Annotated in this window: 20 protein-coding genes; 12 read left to right on the top strand and 8 right to left on the bottom strand. The window is 64.7% G+C overall.

The annotated features are described in order from the left end of the window. The first annotated feature begins 114 nt into the window (after positions 1 to 114). Entirely contained in the window at positions 115 to 1,770 is a 1,656-nt protein-coding gene (locus AC1RQP_RS25145; RefSeq protein WP_492938987.1) for a YecA family protein, read from the top strand. Positions 1,771 to 1,838: 68 nt separating this feature from the next. On the opposite strand, the gene AC1RQP_RS25150 is transcribed toward AC1RQP_RS25145, so the two are convergent. The 5 genes from AC1RQP_RS25150 to AC1RQP_RS25170 form a co-directional block, all read right to left on the bottom strand. Then, on the bottom strand, positions 1,839 to 3,716 hold the full coding sequence (locus AC1RQP_RS25150) for a sigma-54-dependent Fis family transcriptional regulator (protein ID WP_492938989.1): 1,878 nt from the start codon (positions 3,714 to 3,716) through the stop codon (positions 1,839 to 1,841). Positions 3,717 to 3,983: 267 nt separating this feature from the next. Beyond that, a complete protein-coding gene (locus AC1RQP_RS25155; RefSeq protein WP_492938991.1) occupies positions 3,984 to 7,289 on the bottom strand; it encodes an acetyl-CoA carboxylase family protein in 3,306 nt (1,101 codons plus the stop codon). Between the two features lie 12 nt (positions 7,290 to 7,301). Further along, positions 7,302 to 9,023: an AMP-binding protein gene (locus AC1RQP_RS25160; RefSeq protein WP_492938993.1), complete on the bottom strand. Its 1,722-nt coding sequence runs from the start codon at positions 9,021 to 9,023 to the stop codon at positions 7,302 to 7,304. Between the two features lie 148 nt (positions 9,024 to 9,171). Further along, a complete protein-coding gene (locus AC1RQP_RS25165) occupies positions 9,172 to 9,828 on the bottom strand; it encodes an aspartate/glutamate racemase family protein (RefSeq protein WP_492938995.1) in 657 nt (218 codons plus the stop codon). Position 9,829: 1 nt separating this feature from the next. Further along, a complete protein-coding gene (locus AC1RQP_RS25170; RefSeq protein WP_492938997.1) occupies positions 9,830 to 10,600 on the bottom strand; it encodes a GntR family transcriptional regulator in 771 nt (256 codons plus the stop codon). A gap of 200 nt (positions 10,601 to 10,800) precedes the next feature. Here AC1RQP_RS25170 and AC1RQP_RS25175 point away from each other — a divergent pair, with 200 nt between their 5' ends. The 5 genes from AC1RQP_RS25175 to AC1RQP_RS25195 are packed head-to-tail and all read left to right on the top strand — an operon-like array spanning position 10,801 to position 15,532. Next, complete coding sequence (locus AC1RQP_RS25175; RefSeq protein ID WP_492938999.1) at positions 10,801 to 11,922, top strand: ABC transporter ATP-binding protein; 1,122 nt, start codon at positions 10,801 to 10,803, stop codon at positions 11,920 to 11,922. A gap of 1 nt (position 11,923) precedes the next feature. Next, positions 11,924 to 12,973 (top strand): ABC transporter substrate-binding protein, encoded by a 1,050-nt coding sequence (locus tag AC1RQP_RS25180; RefSeq protein ID WP_492939001.1) that lies wholly within the window; start codon positions 11,924 to 11,926, stop codon positions 12,971 to 12,973. Beyond that, positions 12,974 to 13,831 carry an ABC transporter permease gene (locus tag AC1RQP_RS25185; RefSeq protein WP_492939003.1) on the top strand — a complete coding sequence of 286 codons (858 nt, stop codon included), beginning with the start codon at positions 12,974 to 12,976 and terminating at the stop codon, positions 13,829 to 13,831. Further along, entirely contained in the window at positions 13,821 to 14,630 is an 810-nt protein-coding gene (locus AC1RQP_RS25190; RefSeq protein ID WP_492939005.1) for an ABC transporter permease, read from the top strand. The genes AC1RQP_RS25185 and AC1RQP_RS25190 overlap by 11 nt, the downstream gene beginning before the upstream one ends. A 2-nt stretch (positions 14,631 to 14,632) precedes the next feature. Then, positions 14,633 to 15,532: a polysaccharide deacetylase family protein gene (locus AC1RQP_RS25195; protein WP_492939007.1), complete on the top strand. Its 900-nt coding sequence runs from the start codon at positions 14,633 to 14,635 to the stop codon at positions 15,530 to 15,532. Here AC1RQP_RS25195 and AC1RQP_RS25200 read toward each other — a convergent pair. Beyond that, entirely contained in the window at positions 15,529 to 15,684 is a 156-nt protein-coding gene (locus AC1RQP_RS25200) for a hypothetical protein (RefSeq protein WP_492939009.1), read from the bottom strand. The two genes, AC1RQP_RS25195 and AC1RQP_RS25200, sit on opposite strands and share 4 nt — an antisense overlap. A gap of 170 nt (positions 15,685 to 15,854) precedes the next feature. On the opposite strand from AC1RQP_RS25200, the gene AC1RQP_RS25205 reads away from it, so the two are divergent. The 4 genes from AC1RQP_RS25205 to AC1RQP_RS25220 all read left to right on the top strand — a co-directional run bounded on the left by AC1RQP_RS25205 (position 15,855) and on the right by AC1RQP_RS25220 (position 17,845). Beyond that, positions 15,855 to 16,355 carry a hypothetical protein gene (locus tag AC1RQP_RS25205; protein ID WP_239621492.1) on the top strand — a complete coding sequence of 167 codons (501 nt, stop codon included), beginning with the start codon at positions 15,855 to 15,857 and terminating at the stop codon, positions 16,353 to 16,355. 11 nt (positions 16,356 to 16,366) lie between these two features. After that, positions 16,367 to 16,840 (top strand): hypothetical protein, encoded by a 474-nt coding sequence (locus tag AC1RQP_RS25210; protein WP_492939011.1) that lies wholly within the window; start codon positions 16,367 to 16,369, stop codon positions 16,838 to 16,840. 239 nt (positions 16,841 to 17,079) lie between these two features. Then, a complete protein-coding gene (locus tag AC1RQP_RS25215; protein ID WP_492939013.1) occupies positions 17,080 to 17,448 on the top strand; it encodes a hypothetical protein in 369 nt (122 codons plus the stop codon). A gap of 1 nt (position 17,449) precedes the next feature. After that, positions 17,450 to 17,845, top strand: coding sequence for a GFA family protein (locus AC1RQP_RS25220; protein ID WP_492939015.1), 396 nt, complete (start codon positions 17,450 to 17,452; stop codon positions 17,843 to 17,845). A gap of 47 nt (positions 17,846 to 17,892) precedes the next feature. Here the strand turns inward: AC1RQP_RS25220 and AC1RQP_RS25225 are convergent, their stop codons facing one another. Together AC1RQP_RS25225 and AC1RQP_RS25230 are read right to left on the bottom strand one after the other, a co-directional pair. Further along, positions 17,893 to 18,822: a CobW family GTP-binding protein gene (locus AC1RQP_RS25225; protein ID WP_492939017.1), complete on the bottom strand. Its 930-nt coding sequence runs from the start codon at positions 18,820 to 18,822 to the stop codon at positions 17,893 to 17,895. Between the two features lie 3 nt (positions 18,823 to 18,825). Then, positions 18,826 to 20,316, bottom strand: coding sequence for an amidohydrolase family protein (locus tag AC1RQP_RS25230; RefSeq protein WP_492939019.1), 1,491 nt, complete (start codon positions 20,314 to 20,316; stop codon positions 18,826 to 18,828). An 862-nt stretch (positions 20,317 to 21,178) separates the two neighbouring features. On the opposite strand from AC1RQP_RS25230, the gene AC1RQP_RS25235 reads away from it, so the two are divergent. Together AC1RQP_RS25235 and AC1RQP_RS25240 are read left to right on the top strand one after the other, a co-directional pair. Continuing rightward, a complete protein-coding gene (locus tag AC1RQP_RS25235) occupies positions 21,179 to 21,640 on the top strand; it encodes a type II toxin-antitoxin system TacA family antitoxin (protein ID WP_492939021.1) in 462 nt (153 codons plus the stop codon). Then, the gene (locus AC1RQP_RS25240; RefSeq protein WP_492939023.1) at positions 21,637 to 21,840 is read left to right on the top strand and encodes a hypothetical protein; all 204 of its coding nucleotides are present in this window, start codon (positions 21,637 to 21,639) and stop codon (positions 21,838 to 21,840) included. Before AC1RQP_RS25235 ends, AC1RQP_RS25240 begins: the two co-directional genes overlap by 4 nt. The last annotated feature ends 134 nt before the right edge of the window (positions 21,841 to 21,974 follow it).

Consider the following 21,974-nt stretch of genomic DNA (forward strand, 5'->3'; position numbering starts at 1 on the left):
AACCCCGGTCTTGCTGCCTGTGAATAACCCGGACAAACGTCCTAATCCTCGTACCGCTACCCTGCATTGTGCCACCGTAGCCACGCCGATTCGGAAGACGGAGCACTAGCAGCCTTGGCGAAGATCGGACGAAATCAGCCGTGCGACTGTGGCAGCGGGTTGAAATACAAGAAATGCCACGGCAAATACCCCAATGCTGCTCCGTTCCGCGATGCAGAGCACGAGCGCGCGTTCAAACAAGCGATGCGTAAAATGGAAGCGGAGCGTGCCCAGCGAGAAAAACAGCAGGGCTTAGGAAAGGGAATTATCTCTGCGCCATTTAATGACCATCGAATAGTCGCGGTCGGCAACACAGTCTACTTTTCCAAGAATTGGAAAACTTTTCAAGATTTTCTGAGAGAATTTCTGATCGGCTCTCTCGGCAAGGAATGGTTTCAGGCCGAATCCAACAAGCCAGATACAGAACGCCATCCAATTGTCCGCTGGTATCATCAAGCCATCGCAGATTCGAAACGAAATCATACCAAAGTCGGCAATCTGCTCGTCGGGCCGATGACCGGGGCACAGCGCGCGTTTATCAACCTCGCTTACAATCTGTACCTAATCGCTCATCACGCAGACCCGAAGGATGTTGATCAACTCACTTCAAGTTTCGTCGACAAGTTAAAAAGCGAACGCTCCGACGATTTCATCGGGAAGCTGTTCGAAACCTATGCGGCCGCTGCATTCTTGAAGGCTGGTTTTAAGTTGGCTTACGAGAATGAAAAGGATGGGCGTTCATCGCACGTGGAGTTTGTTGCCACCTATCCAAAAACTGGAGCAAACTTTTCGGTCGAGGTAAAGGCGAGGAATAGATCATCGACCGAGGACGGGCCAATAGATGAGGTCAAGCGGTTGCGTGTTGGTAACAAGCTGAACAAAGCTCTATCCAAGCACGCACAACACAAGCGCATCGTAATGATCGAAGTGAATGTGCCCGACATGCTGACAGAACCGTCCTTTGACGATGGATGGCCAAAGGCAGCCCTTGATCAGATACGTAACATAGAAAAGACCCCGGCTCCCGATGGGGGCGAGAAACCGAATGCATACGTAGTAGTCACTAACCATTCGTTCCACAACAATCTGAACGCGATTGGCAGCGGCACACAAGTGATCGCAGCGGGTTGTCGTATTCCCGACTTTGGACCTGACGTCGGCTTCAATCGATTGAAAGATGCGATCGAATCGCACGAGCGTCACAAGGAAATGCTCGCGCTTCTCGATTCCATGAGAGCGCACTACGAAATTCCTTCGACATTCGACGGTGAAAATCCAGAGTTCGCTTTTGCCCCCGAAGGATCGCCGCCACGTCTGCGTTTTGGCGAAGTTTACTTGATCCCAGACCCGAGTGGGAAAGAAATCAGCGCTCGGCTCTATGAGGCCATCGTGTTGGAGAACGAGAAAGAAGTCATCGGTTTCTATCGGTCAGTCGATGGAATGCAGAACATGACCATGCGAACGCCGATGACTGATTTGGAAATAGCTGCGTGGAAGCGTCATCCTGAGACGTTCTTTGGAGAAGTACGCCCGCTCCCTAGTAAGGCACAGAATTGGCTGGAGCTGGCATTGTTCTTCTACGAAACCTACAAGTCCACGCCTCGCGAGAAATTGCTCGAGTGGATGGCTTCGTCTGACGATATAGAGTATCTCAAGACGCTTTCGCAAGCCGACCTCGCGATACTTTATTGCGAACGTCAGGCTTTCGGAGCGGCGCGGAAAGATGATTAGCTCCCCGCCCGCAAATTCTCGCCAACTTACGCCAAAGCCTTGGTGACGGTCCTTGGGCTCTTTCAAACCTAGCTCTCGCACCAGCCGCGTTGCGCCGTCTCGATCTTCAGCTGCTTGATCTTCCGATACAGCGTTGCACGGCTGAGCTTGAGCGCGCGCGCCGCCTCGGTGACGCGGCCGCCGTGCTTGCGAAGGGTGTCCACGATCGTCGCACGCTCGGCTGCTTCGAGATCAGGCTCCGTCCGTCCACCAAACGGCGGGAGATCGAGATCCGCATCGGTGATGACACCGTCTTCCGCGGTGCAGCCGGCGAGCCGCAGCACGTGGCGGAGCTGGCGCATGTTGCCGGGGAACGGATAGGCCGCGAGCTGCGACCAGGCCTCGTCCGACAAACGACAATTCGGCGCCTCCTCGTGCGCGATCTGGCGAATGACATCGTCGCGGTCGGCGCGCTCGCGCAGCGCCGGCAGCCGCACCTCGATGCCGCGCAGACGGAAATAGAGATCGGCGCGGAACGCGCCCTGCTCCGCCATGCGGCCAAGGTCGCGATGTGTGGCGCTGATCAGGCGGATGTCGACGGCGACAGGCTTGAGCGCGCCCAGCGGCCAGACCTCGCGGTTTTCCAGAACGCGCAACAGGCGCGTCTGCAAGCCGATCGGCATATCGCCGATCTCATCGAGGAACAGCGTGCCGCGATCGGCCTGCACGATCAGGCCCTTCGATCCGTCGCGCCGGGCGCCGGTGAAGGCGCCGGCCTCGTAGCCGAACAGTTCGGCGTCGATCAGACTCTCCGGCATCGCCGCGCAATTCAGCGCGACATAGTTGTGACGCGCCCGGTTGCTGGCGGCGTGAATGGCGCGCGCGAACACGTCCTTGCCGACACCGGTCTCGCCATGCAGCAGGACCGGCAGATTGTGATCCCCGATGCGCCTGAGCCGGTTCACGCTCTTGATCAGGCCGGGATCGCGGCCGGCGAGCCGATGCAGCGCATCGAAGCGATCGACTGGCGCATTGCGGCGCGGCGCGAGCGGACGCGCCCTCCTGCGCAGCGGCGGCGCGACATGGCCCTGGCCCAGGGCGCTACCATCGGCACGGCGCAGCCGAACGACATCCTCCGCGCCACCTTCGGCCTGATGGTCGAACTCGATGTAGCGCGACAGATCAATGCCGGAGGCGATCATGCCGTCAGTGAGGCCCAGCAGTGCACGTGCGGAACGGCAGGCGCCGATGATGCGACGGTCGTCGTCATAGGCGATGAGGCCGCTGCCGCCGTCGCCGGGCACGGTGGCGATCCAGGCGTTGTGGAAATGGCCACGGAAGATCGCGCCCTCCATCCGCCGCGTCGCCTCCATGGTCACAGCCAGCGCAAGCTGGTGCGCGGTACGTTCGAGATCCTCCCGGCAGGAAGTGATGTTCACCGCACCTGCGAGACGTCCGGCCTGGTCGAACAGCGGCGCCACGGCACAGGAGAACATGTGCCACTGCGCGCGAAAATGCTCGTCGCGATGCACCAGGATCGGCTTCTCCTCCGCGAGCGCGGTCCCCAGCCCATTGGTGCCCTCGAAGGTCTCGGCGAAGTTCGAGCCGGTATAGATCTTCCAGTCCAGAAACAGCTTGGCATCGGCTTCGCCCGGCAGGCGGCTGAACAGCATGGTCGCGTTCGCATCCGCGAGATTGACGCAGTAACCGGCATCGCGCAGCACACGGGCGAGATCGTCGAGCTCGGGCATTGCGAGCCTGATCGTCTGCTCCATCGGCTCGGCGGCGTGCCGGATTTCGGCTTCGGTCAGCGTCTGCGGCGGACCCTGGCGGGCCGGATCGAGCTTGTGACTGACCAGGCAGCGCCGCCAGGAACTGGCGATCCGCGACGAGGCATCGACGTCGGCAACATGATTGGCGACGGACAAGACCCGGGCGACATGGTTCGAGGCCGAAAGGCTGGCCATCGCGGACGTCTCCACCCTGTATTATTGTGCAAAGTCTGGCACCACGGGGCGGGATGTCAATCGGGAACCGGGAACGGGAATGGAGGAGGCACACTGCCTCGACGCCGTCATGGCCGGGCTTCGTCCCGGCCATCCACGTATTGCCGCGACTGCGAAAGAACTTGGATGCCCGGGACATCTAGCGCGAAGACGCACTTCGCGCTTCTGCCCGGGCATGACGATGTGGATATAGATTGCCTCAGGCGACTCAAAATTGCTGCACCGCCCTCACCACGTATCAATGCACGGCCGCTTCTTCGCCGTCCTCGGCTCGGGCTTCGGCACCGAACGCAGACCCGCCATGATCCACCGCCGGGTCTCGGCGGGGTCGATGACGTTGTCGATTTCGAACACGGAGGCGATCGAGACCGCCTTGCCGTTGGCATAGAGCTCGGCGACCTTGTTGCGGTAGTAGGTCTCGCGCTCCGCGGGATCGGCGATCGCCTCCATCTCCTTGCGGAAGCCGAGGCGGACATAGCCTTCGAGCCCCATGCCGCCGAACTCGCCGGTCGGCCAGGCCGCGGTAAAGAACGAGGCGTGGAAGCCACCGCCGATCATGGACTGCGCCCCGAGCCCATAGCCCTTGCGCAGCACGATACCGAACAGCGGCACGGTGAGGCTCGCGCCGGTCACGAACATGCGCGAGACGTGGCGGACGATCGCGGTCTTCTCGGCCTCCGGGCCGACCATGAAGCCGGGCGTGTCGCAGAGCGAGACGATCGGCAGATCGAAGGCGTCGCAGAGCTGGAGGAATCGCGCGGCCTTGTCGCCGGCATCGGCATCGATGGCGCCGCCGAGATGGCGCGGATTGTTGGCGATCAGGCCGAACGGCTTGCCCTCGATGCGGATCAGCGCGGTGATCATGCCGACGCCGTAGTCGCGGCGCAGCTCCAGCACGGAATCCTTGTCGGCGACGAGATCGATCACGCTGCGGATGTCGTAGACGCGCAGGCGATTCTCGGGGATGGCGCGGCGGAGCAGGCGCTGGTCGGCGGCTTCCCAATCCGTAACCGCGCCCTGGAAATAAGACAGGTATTTCTGCGCGACGGACGTCGCTTCTTCCTCGTCCTCGACCAGGACGTCGATGACGCCGTTCGGCGACTGGAACGAGACCGGGCCGACCTCGGCCGGGTGATAGACGCCGAGCCCGCCGCCCTCGATCATGGCCGGACCGCCCATGCCGATCGAGGCGTTCTTGGTGGCGATGATGACGTCGCAGCAGCCGAGCATCGCGGCATTGCCGGCGAAGCAATAGCCGGAGACCACGCCAATCACCGGCACGAGGCCCGAGAGCCTCGCGAACTGCACGAAGGACGGACCGTCGAGCCCGGTCATGCCGAGCCGGTCGGTATCGCCGGGCCGGCCGCCGCCGCCCTCGGCATAGAACACCAGCGGCACGCGCCAGTCTTCCGCGAGCGTCAGCATGCGATCGATCTTCTTGTGGTTCATGTGGCCCTGCGTGCCCGCGAGCACGGTGTAATCATAGGCCACGACGATGCAGCGGCCGCCCTCGGGGCCGAATTTCCCGGCATTCACGGTGGCGACGCCCATGACGAGGCCGTCGGCCGGCGTGTTCTTGATGAGGTCGTCCAGCTTGCGCCGGCGGCGCTGTGCCGCAATCGCAAGGCTGCCGTACTCCATGAACGAGCCGTCGTCGACGAGCTGGGCGACGTTCTCGCGCGCGGTGCGCTGGTTGGTGTTGCGGCGGCGCTCGACCGAGGCCGGACGGTTCTCGTCGAGCGTATTGGCCTGGCGCGCGATCAGCTCGGCGAGATCGGGACGGACATGGTCGAGATCGACATCGGCTTCCGCCGCCGTGCTGTCAGCCGCAACATCAAGCGGCTCGAGATACAGGATCGGCTCGCCATGCATCAGCGTGGCCCCGTCACCGGCAAGGAGCTTCGTGACCCGGCCGCCCTGCTCGGCCATGACCAGATGCTCCATCTTCATGGACTCGATCACGGCGAGCTGCTGGCCGGGGCGCACGATCTCGCCTTCCTTCACCTGGATGGTGACGATGGTTCCTTGCAGGGGCGCTGCCACCATCACCGCCCCTTCGGGCACGGCTTGCGTGACGTGGGACTCCGCGGAGTGCGCGCCGCTTCGCTCGCTCGCCGCGAAATAGAGCGGCTTTGCCGCGCCCTCGGCCGCCCCGACGAGCTTGCCGATGTTGCGGTCGATGAAATCGGTCGCGATGCGGTTGATCCTGAAATCGGGATGCGCGAGCACCGCCTGGAGGAAAGCGATGTTGGTGACGACGCCATCGATCCGGAATTCGCGCAGGGCCCGCGAGGCTTTCGCGACCACGTCGTGCCAGGCCTCGCCCGGGGTATGGACGATGACCTTGGCCAGCAGCGAATCGAAGGCGGCACTGGTCTTGTAGCCGGCATAGCCAAAACTATCGACGCGCACGCCCGGGCCCGACGGCGGCTCGAACACGGCAAGCACGCCGCCGGTCGGATGGGTCGCCCCCGTCTCGTCCAGCGTCTCCATGTTGACGCGAAGCTGCATGGCATAGCCGCGCGGCGTCGGGATCGATCCCTGCGCAAGGCCGAGCGCGGCCAGCGTGCTGCCCGCAGCGACCGCGAGTTGGGCGCGGACGAGGTCGAGCCCGAGCACCTCTTCGGTCACGGTGTGCTCGACCTGGAGCCGCGGATTGGCCTCGATGAAGGCAAAGCTGTCCTCGGCCGTGCCGTCGACCAGGAACTCGAAGGTGCCGAGATTGTCGTAAGAAGCCGCCGCCGCAAGCTGCTTCGCCGCTTCGATGATGCGGCCGCGCAAGGCGTCGCTCAGCGAGGGGCTCGGCGCCACCTCGATCAGCTTCTGGTGACGGCGCTGGATGGTGCATTCGCGCTCCCAGAGATGGGAGATCGCACCATGGCAGTCGCCGATGATCTGCACCTCGATGTGGCGCGCCTGCCGGATCAGCCGCTCGGCATAGACGCCGTCGAAGCCGAACGCCGCCCTGGCCTCGGACTGGCAGCGCGCATAGGCTTCCGCGAGATCGGGCGCGTTCTCCACCACGCGCATGCCGCGGCCGCCGCCGCCGGCCATCGCCTTGATCACGATCGCCGCGTTGCTGCCGAGCGACGCGAAGAAGGCCGTGATCTCCTCGAGACTCGACGGCCCGCTGGTGCCGGCGATGATCGGCACGCCGCAGCGCTTCGCCAGTTGCCGCGCCGCGACCTTGTCGCCGAACAGTTCGAGCGCTGTCGCCTTGGGGCCGACGAACGTGATCCCTGCGTCGGAGCAGGCCCTTGCGAAGGCCGCGTTCTCGCTGAGAAAGCCATAGCCGGGGTGCACGGCGTCACAGCCCACTGCTTTGGCCGCCTTCACCACCGCGTCGATGTCGAGATAGGCCCGCGCGCCCCGACCGGGAATTTCGATCGCCTCCTCCGCAACGCGCACATGCAGCGACAGCGCATCGTCCCCAGGATGGATCGCGACCGTCGCGATGCCGGCATCGGCTGCCGCGCGCGCGATGCGAATGGCGATCTCGCCGCGATTGGCGATCAGGAGCTTCTTGAACGACATGATCTCTCTCACTCAGACAGCAGCAGGCAGGCTTGGATTGAGGTCCTGCTTCTTCACTTTACCCGTGGCCGTCAGCGGCAGGGCTTCGATGATGCGGATCTCCGGGACCTTGTAGACGGCCATGCGCTCGGCGCACCAGCTGCGCAGGTCTTCCGCAGAGACGGTGCCGGCCGCCTCCGGCTTGAGCTGGACAAAGGCAACCGGCACCTGCCCCCTGTCGGGATCGTCGCGGCCGACCACGCCCGAGCCCAGCACCTTCGGATGCTGCCCGAGCAGTGCCTCGATCTCCGGCGGAAAGACGCTCATGCCCTTGACCTTCAGCATTTCCTTGCGGCGGCCGAGGAAGTGCAGGAAACCGTCCTTGTCGATGGTGCCGATGTCGCCGGTGCGCAGCCAGCCATCGATCAGAGACTCCGCGGTCGCCTCCGGCTTGTTCCAGTAGCTCTTGAGCAGCGACGGCGTGCGTACGCGGATCTCGCCTTCGGCACCCAGCGGCAACAGCGCACCGGTCTCGAAATCGGTGATCTTGAACTCGGCACCGGGAACCGGCAGCCCGACGAAGATCGGCTGGTTGTTGAGGTCGAAATCGTCGTCCTGGAAGCCGGCCGTGAAGGTGTTGGAGGTATGGGTCTCCGTCATGCCCCAGGCCGCTTCCATGAGGATCGTGCCGGTGAGATCCTTCCAGCGCTTGCGATAGTCGGCGTTGAGCTTCTTGACGAAGGAGACCACGCGCACCTGCTTCAAGGACGACAGGTCGAACTCGCTCCAGCGCGGATGGTCCATCAGCTCGACCGCGCCGTCGACCGGCATCGCGATGATCGTGACCTTGTATTTGTCGATCGCGGCCATCGCGCCGACGGCATCCCAGCGTGCGAGCAGGACCAGCGTCGCGCCGGAGAACAGCGGGAAGATCAGCCCGAAATTCTCGCCCGCGATCCAGAATTCCGGAAAGAACGACAGGAACACGCTGCTCTCGTCGGACAGGACCGAGATGCCGTAATTGGCGGCGGCCGTGTAGACCATGTCGCGATGGGTGTGGACGCAGCCCTTGGGCATGCCGGTCGTGCCGCCCGTATAATTGAGAGCTGCGACATCATCGAGCCCGGGCGGCGGCAGCGGTACAGGTGTCGGCATCGCAGCGAGCGCCGGCAACAGATCGGTTGCGCCTGCGACCGCGACACGCGGCGCCCGGATCGAGTCCGGCGCCGGAAATGCCGGCGTTGGCGGCACGACATCGGCAAAGCTGGTGACGATGATCTCGCGCAGCCGCACCTCGCCCCTGACCTGCCCGACGACCGGCATGAGCTGGTCCAACGCGACGATCACTTCGGCCTGGGTATCGTTCAGCTCGTAGGACAGCTCGAACGCGCGCGACAGCGGGCTGACGGGAACGTGGACCGCGCCGAGCTTCAGGATACCGAAAAACACGATGTGGAATTGCGGGCAGTTCGGCAGGAAGACGGCGACGCGGTCGCCCTTGCGCACGCCTTTGGCCAGCAACAACGCCGCAAAGCGGTCGCTCTGCCGGTCGAGGTCAGCGTAGGTGGTGACGTGACCGTAGAAGATCACCGCTGGACGCTCCGGACTCCGCTTCGCCCAGGCGCGCAGATATTCCGTCAGGGGAACTTCACCGTGCAGATAATTCGGCGAGCGCGGCATGCCCTTCGGCCAGGCCTTGTCCCACAACCCGCGCAAGGCGGCGAGATAGTCCTTTTCGTCGAGGCCTGCACTCATGGCGTCTTTCCCGTGCTGCTTTTTCTTGTCGCGAGAGACGCAACGTGCCGTCACGCGACCGCGTTACACGTCGAGCACGGCAGAGTTCATGTCAAGGAAAACAGTTTTCCGCAGCACGGCCGATGCCGCGGCGCGGAAAAACCAGACGTTACGCCCCGACGAGGCGAATGATCCGCCGCACGGCTGACGGGATCGGCGCGATGACGGGCACGGTGAAAATCGGCTGAAGCGCGCCTGCTGCTTCACCCAGCGGGCCGCCGCCGATGATCACCGCCTCCGCGCCGTCCTGCGCAATGCAAGCCTCGACCGCGCCGGCCAGCGCGGTGCGCAACAGCGATGGATCTCGCATCAACACATGCGGATCGCCTTCGGTAAAGCGTGTGCCGGTGTAGTGCGATCGCAATCCCAGCGCGTCCGGCATCGCATCGATCTTCGCCTTCAGCAGCGGCGTCGTGGTCGCCACGCCGAAGCGTCGGCCGTTCTCCGCGGCCTCCAGCATCGAGGACTCGCCGATGCCGACGGCGGGCAATTTCGTCGTCGCCTTGATCCCGGCAAGACCGGGATCGCCGAATGCCGCGACGATCATGCCGTCGCACTCGCCGCTGCGGGCACGCGCGATCTCCTCGACCTCCGGCGCTGCTGCCTCCAGTTCATCCCCCGAGACGATCATCGTGGGCGCACGCGTTGCCGTGATACCGGCAATGTCGAAGCCATCCGCGGCTGCAGACTTGGCAATCGCCACCATCATCGCGGTGGTCGCCTCGAGGCTGTTCGGATTGATCAGGAGGATACGGCGGCCAGCCATGCTAGCTGCCCGCCCGCGCCCGCGCGCCGATCTCCTGGAAGATCGCGGTGAGCTCGTCGACCTCGTCCTCGCCTTCCTTCGGCCGGATCCGCTGCTCCATCTCCTCGATGTGATGACGCATGGCATGGACCGCGCCGGCCTTGTCGCGGGCGAGGATCAACGCGCCGATGTCGGGATGGGCATCGGGCGAGCAATCCGGCTCTCCCGGCTGCTCGAAGGTCGCAATCGCCAGCGACGTTCGCAGCATCAGCTCGCGCGACATTTCCAGCAACACGCGGTTGCCGGCGAGCTTGGCGACCAGGATGTGGAACTCGGCCGTCAGCGACAGCGAGGCCCAGCGGTCATTGCGATCGTGACGCGCCTCGCGCTCCATATGCGCCTTCAACTCCGCCTTGCCGGCTTTGTCCAGCCGGTCGACCGCGGCGCTGACCGCTGCGGTCTCGATGATCCGGCGCGCGGCAAAGATGTCCTGCGCCTCCGCCCAGCTCGGCCGGTACACGAAGGCGCCGCGGTTGGGGATCTGCATCACCACCTTGCGCGAGGCGAGATGGGACAACGCCTGGCGGATGTGAATCCGCGTGGTACCGAAGGCCGCGGCGAGCTTGTCCTCGCCGAGCTTGGCGCCCGGCTTGAGCCGCTTCTGGCTGATCGCGGTCAGGATGCCCTGGACCACCGGATCGTCGTCGATGCTGCGCGGATCCACGGCCTCCGGCTCCCCGAGCTTCGGCTCGGAGCGCTTCGGCTTGCGCTTGAGGGGACGGGTTCGCTTCATGCGTCGCTTTTACAGGATTCTGGAGTGCTGCCGGAGCCCATTTTTTATACAAACTGGTGGTAATACTGTTCACAATATCGCCAATAAATTGGCGCCAATATTTGGCGCCTAAAAACTATCGCAACGCTGGCAAGGCCTTAGCGAACGAGGCGCGCTGGCACGGCGATTGCTAATTCCCCTCGCGCAGGACAACGCGAAGGATGGAGCTGGCGTTGAGCGATGTACGCGGACTCTCGCTGGATTTGAAAGGCATCGGCCACGCCTTCGGCGCGACCGTCGCGCTGGACGACATCGATCTCACTGTTGAAGCCGGTGAGTTGATCGCCCTCCTCGGTCCGTCCGGCTGCGGCAAGACCACGATGCTCCAGATCATCGCGGGCTTCCTGCGCCCGTCCCGGGGCGAGGTGCGCTTCGACGGCGCGCGGGTCGAGCATATTCCGGCCAATCGCCGCCGCATCGGCATGGTGTTTCAGAACTATGCGCTGTTTCCGCATCTGACCGTGTTCGAAAACGTCGCCTACGGCCTGCGGGCGCGCAAGACGGCGAAAGACGTGGTGGCGGCGAAGGTCGAACAGATGCTCGGCCTCGCCCAGATGGCATCGTTCGCGCGAAGGCTGCCCGGAGAGCTCTCCGGCGGACAGCAGCAGCGCGTCGCGCTGGCACGGGCGCTTGCGATCGATCCGGGCCTTGTCCTGCTCGACGAACCGTTCTCGGCGCTCGACAAGAATCTGCGCCTCGACATGCAGATCGAGATCAAGAGTCTGCTAAAGACCTTTGGCGTCACCTCCATCATCGTCACGCACGACCAGGAGGAGGCGCTGTCGATGGCCGACCGCATCGTCGTACTGAACAAGGGACGCATCGAGCAGATTGACAGCCCGGACGCGCTCTACGACCGCCCGGCGAGCCTGTTCATCTCGAGCTTCATCGGCCACACCAATCTCCTGCGCGGCACCGTCACCGACGCCGATCGCGTGCAGCTCGATGCCGGGCCCGAGATCGATCTCGGCCGTTCGGCTCAGCGCAGGCGCGGCACGCCGGTGACGATCTCGGTCCGGCCTGAAAACATCACGTTCGGCGCCGAACGGCCCGGTGCCATCCCCGTCACGATCCGCGCCACCGTGCCGCTCGGCGCCGTCAGCGTCACCGAGGGCGTCACCGCGAGCGGCGAAGCCGTGAAGGTCAGCCAGGCCCGCGCCGCCGGCCTCGCGAAAGCGCAGGCCGGGGAGACGGCCTGGCTCGCGATCTCCGATGTCTCGCGCGTCAGCATTTTCAGCACGCCAGTCGACGACGTTTCCAAGCATCAGCAAAGGAGTGTTTGACATGAGCCTATCCCGGAGATCGCTGCTCACCACAGGTTCGGCCGCGCTTGCGGCAGCTGGTCTCGGATGGCCGACATCATCACGCGCGGCCCCCTCGATCGTGGCGACGACCTATCCCGGCAGTTTCGACGAAGCCTTCCGCGCGGTGGTCGGGCCGGCCTTCAAGAAGTCCAGCGACGGCGGTGTCACCTTTACGCCCCTGCTCGGCGTCGACCAGATCGGCAAGATCCAGGCATCGCGCAACACGCCCCCCTTCGACGTCGTGCTGTTCGACGAGGGACCGCTGATCCCGGCGATCGCGAGCGGCGTGCTGGAGAAATTTCCGGTCGAGCAGTCGAAGTCATATGCCGACATCCCCAGCGTATTCCGCCATCCCGACGGCTACGCCCCTGTCATCACCGCGCAATTGATCGGCATCGCCTACAATCCGAAGAAGATCACGACGACGCCGACCTCGTGGGAGGATCTCTGGAGACCGGAATACAAGGGCCGCGTCGGCATCACCGGTCTGGGATCGAGCCTCGGCACCGCCTTCATGGTCGAGATCGCGAAGCTCAACGGCGGTTCCGAGACCAATATCGAGCCGGCCTTCGAGGCCATGAAGAAGCTGCTGCCCAACGTCGGTGCGATCGCGGCCTCGCCCGGCGCGCTGGCTGCGCTGTTCCAGCAGGGCGAGATCGATATCGCCTTCAATTTCTGGAACAACGTGGCGCTGCTCGCCGCCAAGGGCGTCGACATCGCTTTCGCCAAGCCGAAATCCGGCGCCGTCGTGATCCGCACCAGCGCCCAGATCGTCAAGAACAACCAGGATCCGAAGGCGGTGCTGGACTATCTCGACACGGTGATGTCGGTTGAAACGCAGAAAGGCCTTGAGGCGGCGCCCTGGATGATGATGCCGACCAACGGCAAGGTGGCGCTGACCGGCGCCAATCTCACCGTCGCCAAGAGCCTCGACGACCTCATTGCCAACAATGTGCTGCTCGACTGGACCAAATTCCAGCCGCTGCGCGGCGAATGGATTACCCGCTTCAGCAAGGAGGTGAAAATCTAGATGACGCCGGCAAGCACGACTGCATCACGACAAATGCTGCCGGTGATCCCACTGGCGGCGTTGTTCCTGGCCGCCTTCGTGCTGCCGCTGATTGCGCTTGTCGCGATCAGTCTGTTCCGCACACCAGAGTTCGCAGAGCTGTCGCTGGCGCAATATCTGCGCTTCTTCTCGGACCCGTTCAGCATCAAGGTGCTGACGGACACGCTTTGGCTGGGGACGGAGGTCGCATTGGCGACGCTGATCCTCGCCTACCCTCTCGCACTCGTTTACGCCGCGAGCGGCCAGCTCATGCGTACCTTGATCACGTTCCTGATCATGCTGCCGCTCCTGACCAGCACGGTGGTGCGCACCTTCGCCTGGATCGTCCTCCTCGGCCGCGACGGCATCATCAACACGGCGATGCTGTCGCTCGGGCTGTGGCAGGCCCCGGCTCGCTTGCTCTACACCTGGGAGGGCATGGTTCTGGCGCTGACCCAGATCCAGCTCCCTCTGATGGCGTTGCCTGTCATCAACAGCCTGCTGCGGCTCGACGGCAATCTGACGCGTGCGGCTGAAGGTTTGGGCGCAAGCCGCGCCCGCATCTTCATCACCATCATCCTGCCGCTGACGCTGCCGGGCGCCATCGCCGGCTGGCTGCTCGTCTTCGCCGCCGCTGCGACCGCCTTCATCACCCAGACGCTGGTCGGCGGCGGGCGCATTATCCTGATGCCATCCTATATTTACCAACAGGCGGTCGGCGTGCAGGACTGGCCGTTCTCGGCGGCACTGTCGCTGATTTTCACGCTGGCCGTGACCGGCATCGTCTTTGCCGTCGGCGCGCTGTCGCGCCGCTATGTGCGAGGCGTCGATGCAGCGTAGCCTCATTGATCGCGTCTATTCCGGCATCATTGGTGCCATCACCGGCTTCGGGATGCTGCTGCTGCTGGCACCGACGCTGGTCGTGCTGATCATTTCCTTCACCGGCGGCATCACGCTAAAATTCCCGCCGCCGAGCTGGTCACTGCGCTGGTATGCCGAGTTGCTGCAATCGCAGGAAATCGTCGAGCCCGCGTTGACGAGTCTCAAGGTCGCAGCGGCGGCGACAGTTCTCTCCGCAGTGCTGGGCGGCGCGGCGGCACTCGGACTGGCACGAAGCCGGTTGAAGATCGCACGCGTCCTTGACGCCTTGTTCATGTCGCCGATGGTCCTGCCGGCGATGGCCCTCGGCCTGTCGCTGCTGCTGGTCTTCAACCTGCTCGGCATCCGCCTGTCGGCGGCGACGCTGGTGCTCGGCCACACCATCATCTGCGTGCCATTCGTCATCCGGATGGTCGGCGCCTCGGTGCAGCAGCTCAATCCGGTGCTGATCACCTGCTCGCTCAGCCTGGGTGCCAGCCGCTGGTACACCTTCCGGCGCGTCACGCTGCCGCTGATCCGCCGCGGCATCGTCGCGAGCTGCTTCGTCGCGTTCCTCACCTCCTTCGACAATGTTCCGGTGTCGCTATTCCTTGCCGATGCCCGCACCGAGGTCCTGCCGATCAAGCTCTGGGCGATCCTCGAAGGCAGCCTCGACGTACGCGTCGCCGCCGTCTCCGGCGTGATCGTGCTGCTGACCCTCGCCGGCCTCGTCTGCGCCGAGATCTTCGGCGGCGTCAGCCGCCAGATCGGGAGCCGCTGATCATGCCGATCGAACGCGATCTTCGCGGATATGGCCGGGCCCGGCCCGATATCGTCTGGCCGAACGGCGCCCGCGTCGCGGTGTCGCTGGTGGTGAATTTCGAGGAGGGCGCCGAGCTCGCGATCGAGCAAGGCGATGCGGAGACGGAGCGCTACGGCGAGGTCGCCTCGACATCGCCGCCGGGCGTGCGCGATCTCGTGCAGGAACAGGTGTTCGACTATGGCATGCGCGCAGGCCTGTGGCGATTCCTCGACGCCTTCACCGAGGCCGGAATCCGCTCCACCTTCATGATGTGCGGCCGCGCCGTCGAGCGCGTGCCGGACCTTGCCCGCGCCGTGGTCGAGGCCGGCCACGAACCGGCGGTGCATGGCTGGCGCTGGCTGCCGCACGCGCTCTATGGTCATGCCGAGACGGAACGCCGTGACATTGAGAAGACGCGCGACGTCATCGCCCGCGCGACCGGTCTCACGCCGGTCGGCTTCATGTCGCGCGGCAGTCAGAGCGCATGGACGCGCGATATCCTGATCAGGCTCGGCTTCGCATACGATTCCAACGCACTCGACGACGATTTGCCCTATTGGAGCCCGTCGCCACAGGGGGCGATGCTGGTCCTGCCCTACGGCTTCGACACCAACGACATGAAGTTCTTCCACCCGAATGGCTTTGTGCAGCCGGAGGATTTTTCAAACTATGTCAGCGCCGCACTCACCACGCTGGTCGAGGAGGCAGAGCGTGGCCGCTCCGCGATGCTGTCGGTTGGATTTCATCTGCGCATTTGCGGCCGCCCGGCGCGCTTCCGCGCCGTGAAGACCATTCTGGCCGAGCTGGCGCGGCTTGAGGGCCGGGTCTGGGTCGCAACACGCGCCGACATCGCGGCACATTTTTGCAAAGTCGCGCGCTAGGCGGCCCGCACGCCCGCAGCGAGGGTGCTGTGCTTGTCCCGTAGCGATCGCAGCTCCTTCATCAGCCGGCCGCTCGACTGCGGCACGAGGCCGGCGGCCATGCCGGTCTCCGCGGCCGCGTCGGTGACGCCGGAGATGTTTTGCCCCCGCAATTCCGCAGGAGATCTGCCTGCACGCTCCTTCCGAGATACGAGTGCTTCCAATCTAGAACACCTCGACATCGCCTCTCCGAGCGTTGACTTGGAGGGGTCTCTGGCGGAACGATCGGCGCAGATCATCCGCGCCAGCTCTGCCGCGCGCGCAGCCAAAGGCCAGAGGCTCAATGCATCAATCGACACATACCAGGCCGCTCGATCTGCCTGCGCTGAGCGCAGCGGAGCGGCTCTTCATCTGGGGTTTCAGGGCGAAAGCACGCCGCGGAGGTGCGGTTCCGACCGCGGCCGATATCAAGGAGGTGTACGACCACTTCCGCGTGGGCGACGCCGTGCCCTCGCTGGAGTCCATCATCGAGATCTTCGCCTGCACGGCCCATACGGCCATCGAAGTGCATTGCCCGACTTGTCCACGCATGTCGGACAGCGAGCACGGACTTCTGCGTGCCATCGCCGCTGCGCAGCAGGAACGGATCGAGGTCGCCCGCGAGCAGTTCGAGTGCTGGCTGCCGCCCGTCGGCGCCGATTGGGCGCTTGCGCCGGTCCAGGGGCTTGCAACGATCTTCCGCATGGCCGGTCTCATCCTGCCCGACCGACACGTGCGGTCTTTCGACCAAGACCGGATGATGGCGATGAAGACCTGGCTGGTCGGTAGCCCCACGCTGCACTGACGGGAGCATTCATGATGCAGGACGCATGCGAGTCCCTTGCAGTCCCGGACGCAGGCCGGTCGCAGCTCTGTCCGCTTCAGGCTGCGCTTGGGGCGCCACGAAGCGTCGAAGGCTACGATGACTTCTGCCGCATCGCGCTGTCGCTGTGCCGGTTCATCGGAGCGGCCTACGCCACCGGCGCGTCCGATTGCTGGGAAGCGGCCTATCGCTTCGCGGACGAGGCACCCGGCGTTGCCGACAGCCCGCTGCTGGTCGCACGGGCTGCCGCACTCGTCAGAGTCCTGCGCAGCCGCCGGCCGTGCGAGCTGTGCTTCATGCCGCCATCCTGCCGGCGCCTCTCCAAGGACGAGGCAGAGTTGATGCGGCTGCTGGCGACAGCGCGCCGCAAGCAGCCAGGCGAGCTCGAATCCGTCGTCTGCCAGTTCGTCGGCAATGAGAACGAGATTGCGACCACGCGGGCGGTCAACGCGCTGGCGTTCTGCTGATGCTTTGACGGGTTCCAGTCGCATCTGGAGTGGCCTTGCGCTATCATGTCGTTATGGAGGCGCAGTGCTCGATGCCCTCCATGAAACCTCCAGACGATCCCAGCGCAACCACCGCTGGGATCGTCGTTCTGGATGGCCGCGCACGATCGGGGCGGTCCCCTCTTGAGAATTGACCGCCGGAAAGGTCTGATGGGGTGCGGGAGAGGCCTCCCGCCAATGCAACCCGGGACCTGAGCGGCATGACCATGTCGGTCGAGCAATTGTGGAGCCTGCCGGAGACCGCGCTGATCGGCGCCTATGCCGAGGCACGACGACGCTACGCCGAGAAGAAGTTCGAGCGCGACACGCAGCGGGCGCGGCTGGAATGGATGCGCGCAAAACTGTTCGTCAACACGCAGGGCAACGTGACCGAGCGCAAGATGGCGGTCGACGTGTCGGAAGAGCTGGCGCGCAAGGGTCAGGAGGTACGCGAGATGACGCGCGATCTCGACATGATGAAGATCGACGTCGACGTGATCGACACCATGATCCGACTGCGCGGCGCGCACGGTGCTCCGCCGGTCCACGAAGAGGCGACCGAGAAGCCGGTCGAGCCGGAGGGGGAGTGACATGGCCGCATTCCGCGGAAGCTGCCTGTGCGGCGAGATCGCCTTCGAAGTCGAAGGACCGTTCGAGCGTTTCCTCAATTGCCATTGCTCGCGCTGCCGCAAGGCAACCGGGGCGGCGCATTCCTGTGAGGTGATCGTGAAGGCGCAAGCGCTGCGATGGCTGCGCGGTGAAGCATCCGTCATGCGCTTCGACCTGCCCAATGCGCGGAGCTTTGCCACCGCATTCTGCAAGATCTGCGGCAGCCCGATGCCGCACCTCACGCGCAGCGGGCGCGAGGCGATCATCCATGCCGGCGCGTTCGACGAGAGGCTGGACGCGACACCCGACCGGCATGTGCACTGGACCTCCCGTGCGGATTGGTATGCGCACGGGGACGCGCTGCCGGTCGAGGATTAAAGGGGCGCCCGATTTGAGCCGATACGCGTGCGATCGGGGCGGACGCGCTACTCGCCCGCAACGCACGCTTCCATGATGCCGTCGAGCTCCGCCTTCGAGAGCACGCCAAGCTCGGCGATGAAGACGATCCGCGTCCGTGCCGCGCCCGCTGCGGGCGCTTCGCCCGGTGCGAGCGTGGCGCGGCCGCCGGCGAACTGGAAGACCATCATGCGACCGGGCTGCTCGATGCTCTCGAACAGTCCCTTGGCGCGCGCGAGCTTCGGCGCCAGGCGGTTGATGGCCTGCTGAAAGCGGGGTAGCGAGACCGGCTTGTCCGAGGTCCAGCTCAGCGTCTCGAAGCGCTCCTCTGCCGGTCGCCGCGGGCCCACTTCACGCGGCGCGGGCGGGCGATCGATTTCCGCGGGAAACAGCAGCGCGGCAGGAATCTCGCCATGCTGCGCATCGACCACGACGGCGGGAACACGCAGCGCGCGGATCGCCGCGCGCATGCGCGCTCCCGCGCCCGCGTCGGCCAGATCCAGCTTGCTGAGCGCCACGATATCGGCGACGCGCAGCTGCGAACGCTGGAGCGCGTCGTCGAGGGCGGCGGGCGGGGCCGTCGCGTCCATCACGCAGAGCACGGTCTCCAGCCGCACCTCGCGCAGGATCACCGGGTCCATCAGATTGCGGACGATGTCGGCGGGATCGGCGACGCCGCTGGTCTCGATGACGATATAGTCGGGCCTGGGATCGCGCCGCAGCAGCGTCGAGAGCGTGCGCAACAGATCACCCTCGAGCGAGCAGCAGATACAGCCATTGGCAAGGCTGACCACGCCGTCGCTGGCGCCCGCGATCAGCTCCGCATCGATGTTGATCGCACCGAAATCGTTGACCACGGCGGCGATGCGCCGCCCCTCCGCATGCGCCAGCAGATGGTTGACGACCGTGGTCTTGCCCGCCCCCAAAAAGCCCGTCACCAGGAGAATGGGGACCGGCATGGATCAGCCCTCGACCACGGGGCGGCGCACAGGCTTACCCGGCCGCGCCGCCACGTCCAGCACGCCGTCGGAAATCAGCACCTGGCCGCTGACCACGAGATGCCGCACGCCCTCCGAGGGACGGTTCATCGCGGTGAAGGTCGCGAGGTCCGAGAGCTTCTCGTAGTCGAACACGACGATGTCGGCATCCGCATCTTTCGCGAGCCGGCCCTTGGCGCGCATCGCGGGCGTGCTCTGCGACAGGATCTCCGCCGGGATCAGCGCGCATTTGCGCACGCCTTCCAGCAGCGACACGGTCTTGCGCTCGCGCACCCATTCGCGGATGAATTTCGTGAAGCAGCCGGCCGAGCGCGGATGCGAGGTGGCATCATCCGGCAGCGGCCAAGCATCGCCGGTATAGGTGGTGCCGTCGGACAGCGTCCACGGCATCGCATCGGAGGCGATGGCGCCACCGGGATACAGCACCGACATGTCGAGCAGGTCGCGGTGATGCGCATTGTTCTCGGTGTCGAGGATGTGCCAGAGCACCAGCGATGACGGCTCCTCGGCCTGCGCCTTGAGCAGCTCCTCGCGATCGTGGAAGCGATAGCCGTCGGTGACGCGCTGCACGGAATCGTAGCCGGTGCCGTTGCGCTCGACGAACTCGGGATCGCTGAAGAAGGCGGCGGCCAGCACGGTGGAGCCGGTGCCGTAAGGATAGGCCTCGACCGTGATCGGCAGACCCTGCGCCTGCGCCTTCTCGATCAGCACGCGGCAGCGCTCGACGTCGGTCTTGCTCGACGAGTTGAAATGGCAGATGTGCATGTGCGCGCCGGTGGCGCCGGCATAGCCGATCAGGCGGATATAGGCTTCCGCCGCGCTCTCGGGGTCGATGCGCGACATGAAGGCGACGTGGGTGAAGGTCGGCACGTCCTTGGCCGCAGCCAGCTGGCAGACCGCCGTCAGCTCCTGCACGCCTGCGCCCGGCGCATAGGCGTTGAGGATGCCGATACCGATGCCGCCCTCGTTCAGGCCGCGGGTGAGGCGCTCGAGAATGCCCGATACCTCCGCATCGGTCGCGACGTTGTCGATCCAGCGCCGGTCGCGCATGGCACTGCCGAACGCCTCCAGCGAACTCTCCGCATTGGAGCCCGTCATCGCGCCGATGCGGGCAAAGGCCCAGTTGGTGGCGGCGCCGTAATTCAGCACACGGCCTTTCCGCGCCTGGCGCTCGTACCAGGATGCGACCGGCAGCACGCCGGCCTCGAGATCCAGCGTCGTCGTGACACCGTCGAACGCCTGCATGCGGTCGGCCGGGACCGACTGGCCATGCGCATGCAGATCGATGAAGCCGGGCGCCACCACGAGCCCGGTCGCGTCGATCACCCGCTCGGCGCCGCCGAGGCCCGTGCCGACAGCGGCGATCCTGCCATCCACCACCGCCACGTCACCAACGGCGTCCATCCCGCTCGCGGGATCCACCACCCGGCCGCCGCTGATCACCAAACCGCTCATATCGTCACTCCGAAAGCTATTGCCAAAACCTCCAAAGGCCCGGCGGCCGCTTCGGAGGCGAAAGACCGGCCGCATCGCGCACCGTGCCGGCGCGCATAGATGCAGATTTTGGCGGACACGACCACCACCACTGATGCCGATCCTGCATGCTTTCATGTGAGGCCGATCAATGTCGAGAGTTATTGGGACCGGAGCGCGACAACGCCGTTGCGTCAATTCGTCGGTCCAATCGACACGCGCTCGCATCCTCGCGGCATGATTTGCCCGAGCTGTGCTTCGCTTCGCACCCTTTCAAGGAAAGGGCGCAGGGAAGGCCGGGCGCCGGCTGGCACCCATACGACCCCTGCGCTGAACGAATGCACACGCAATGCACAGGGGAGACACAGGGTAGCCGAAACCAGGCCTTCCCTGCGCGATGGTCTGACGGCCTATGCCGCGCTCTCCCCGGAGCCGAATTCCTTCTGGCCTCCGTCACCTCCGCGAAATGCACGCTACCCGCGCCGGTTGACGCGAGTGACGCCTTCGCCGAGGCTTGACCGTAGCAACGACGGCCAGGACCACACGGTTTCGCCGTACGCAGGCGATCCTGCGTCGCCAAGAGGCTTCGCAAGACATTGAGCGCCGTTCGTCTTCGCAGGAAGCGACATGCTCACGAGGTTCATCTCGCCCTGCACGCGCAAGCTCCGCCTTTAACGCCGCCCGCGTCCACCGCAACTCCCAGCCCGCGCTCGAAACGACGTACGACCGCCCCTTAGGTGGGCTGAGATGGGCGAGACATACGACAAATCCGAATTTCGGTAAAGTGGAATATTTTCGTGGGGAGGGATTGACAGCGGGTTGGGGTGTTTCGCTTAAATGGGCAATGAACCTGTTTGCATCGATCGTATTGCAAAATGCGCTACAAAGTATATTGGCGCCTGTGGAGGTGTTCATGTCGCGAGCAGAACGCAAGGAGCATCCGCTTTCGATGAGGATGCCGGAAACCGACATTGCCATCATCGACCGGGCCGCGGCGCTGCGCGGGCGCTCGCGTACGGACTTCGTGCGGGGCGCAGCCGTGCGCGCCGCCGAGGACGTGCTGATGGAGACGGCTCCCATTCGCATGAGTCCGGCCGGCTTCAAGGCGTTCATGGCGACACTGTCAGGACCGGCCGCCCCGGTGCCGGAAATGGTCGAGCTCTTCAAGCGCACCGCGCCATGGGAAAGCAAAGCGTCTCTGGGTGACGTTGACGCCGGTCCGCCTGCAGCAGCTGCGTCCACGACGAGACCAAATACCTGCGGATCCCGAATACACGACACCTCGACCTCGGCAAGCCTCTTGTGATCGCCTTTGTCCGCGAGTTCCTGCCTGATGATTTGGACGAGGTTCGTTATTTCTTCAGCAAGCGAGGCGCCTATCAGAAGTTCAAGGCCCTGCTCTCCCGACGGGGAGCGATCGATGCTTGGCATGACTACCGGAACAAGGCGACAGAGCGGGTATTGCGCGATTGGTGCGAGGTCCATTCCATCGAGATCGTCGACTGACTTGGCATTCACCTGAATGCCACGAGGTACGCGACGCGGCTCCGCCGCTATCTCGCCCCCATTGTCATTCAGAGAGCAGATGGGGCGGCGCCGTCGGGGGCAAAGTTCCCATGGGTTCCTTGTGATACGTCGAC

This window comes from Bradyrhizobium sp. GW821-FHT13H06 (genome assembly GCF_058803975.1).